Raw genomic sequence first — 1,179 nt, 5'->3', positions numbered from 1 at the left:
GTATCCTTGCTTCCATACAAATGAGCAAACACCACGCGAAGCTGGTACATTCCCCACACCTAGCTTGTGTTCTAAATAGGGATCTGGCATTTGGTTTTGCAAACCCGAATAATAATTAAAATTACCGGTTACTCCGCCGCCACCGCCCACATCTGTACCACCAAATAAATTTTGCTGTGCAATACGGCTTGAGCCATTGCCCATCCCGCCATACCAAGCTTCTTTATCTTCCACCCAAATGCGACGGAGAAAGCACCCTGCATGAGCAAGAACGGCTTGCCAACCTGCATAGTATTTATGTGCATATACCTGTTTTTTGCTGCCGCTCATTGTGTTCTTCCTGTGCAATCTCAACGACTTTTAAAGCCATGGCATCTTGTGTATCAATCAGCTTTTGAGCATCAATTCCATTGGCCAAGAAATCTGACCAGTCCCAATGATGGGCATCAAAAAAGGGCTTAACGCCCTCTTTTCTGCAATACTTCGCAACCCGAATATGTCGAATGTAAATTTTCATTTTTTCAGAGCCACCGCCTTTTGATCGCCAAAATAGGTATAGGTTGGCGCGACATCGCGTGAACCGAGCACCACCTTGATTGGTGTTCCATATTCAACGCTGGGTGCTTCAACCTCACCCGCCACTGTCCGCGTCTTCTGATTCTTGATCATCATCAAAGACACTGCGACCGATACAATCATGGTCACAACAGCAAAAATAATCTGAGGCCACATATCACACCACCTGTCTAACAAGCGGGTTATCACCCGGAACAAAAGGAAAACCGCCATAATTCGGCAGATTAGAATAAGCCTTACATGCATCCGGTGTTTTTAAGCACCCTGGATAAAGCGTCACATAAGGCACGGCTTCTTCAGCGGAGTGAAGTTCAGCCTCAGCAATCGGGATTGCATCAGCTGCTGCATTTTTTTTAGTTTCAGCCAGTGCAAGCGCATCGACCAGGTCCTGATAATTCGGATCTTCAGGGGCTGCATTATTCAATGCCTCAAGCGCTTGATCATAGGCCGTTTGTTTAAGCACCAATGCAGCTTGAGCATCTGCCAACGCTTGAGTCTTTAAAGCAATGTCATCCATCAATGCCATGTATTCAGCATCGGCAAGTGCAATGTTGCTAAACGAATCAAAGCGACGTTTTAAAACAAGCTGATTGCCTTTACTGC

The 1,179-nt window shown here is 46.0% G+C and carries 4 protein-coding genes; all 4 read right to left on the bottom strand.

The features are described 5' to 3' along the window. A partial coding sequence (locus DPG01_RS18365) for a hypothetical protein (protein ID WP_228157030.1) occupies window positions 1–330 on the bottom strand: 330 nt, incomplete at its 3' end. Beyond that, window positions 296–517, bottom strand: a complete 222-nt coding sequence (locus DPG01_RS18360; protein WP_110975999.1) for a hypothetical protein — start codon at window positions 515–517, stop codon at window positions 296–298. The genes DPG01_RS18365 and DPG01_RS18360, both read right to left, overlap by 35 nt. Next, on the bottom strand, window positions 514–732 hold the full coding sequence (locus DPG01_RS18355) for a hypothetical protein (RefSeq protein WP_094148325.1): 219 nt from the start codon (window positions 730–732) through the stop codon (window positions 514–516). Before DPG01_RS18355 ends, DPG01_RS18360 begins: the two co-directional genes overlap by 4 nt. A gap of 1 nt (window position 733) precedes the next feature. After that, window positions 734–1,179 (bottom strand): phage BR0599 family protein (locus DPG01_RS18350; RefSeq protein ID WP_213066005.1); only part of this gene is annotated, 446 nt, incomplete at its 5' end.

It is taken from the genome of Acinetobacter sp. WCHAc060042, from assembly GCF_003231195.1.
GTDB lineage: Bacteria > Pseudomonadota > Gammaproteobacteria > Pseudomonadales > Moraxellaceae > Acinetobacter.
The sequence above is the reverse complement of the archived record's forward strand: the minus strand, read 5'-3'. Positions and strand labels throughout refer to the sequence as shown.

What these genes read in the sequence shown, in the direction of transcription:
- DPG01_RS18360 (WP_110975999.1), bottom strand. Translation starts at nt 517, where the DNA reads ATGAAAATTTACATTCGACATATTCGGGTTGCGAAGTATTGCAGAAAA.
- DPG01_RS18355 (WP_094148325.1), bottom strand. Translation starts at nt 732, where the DNA reads ATGTGGCCTCAGATTATTTTTGCTGTTGTGACCATGATTGTATCGGTC.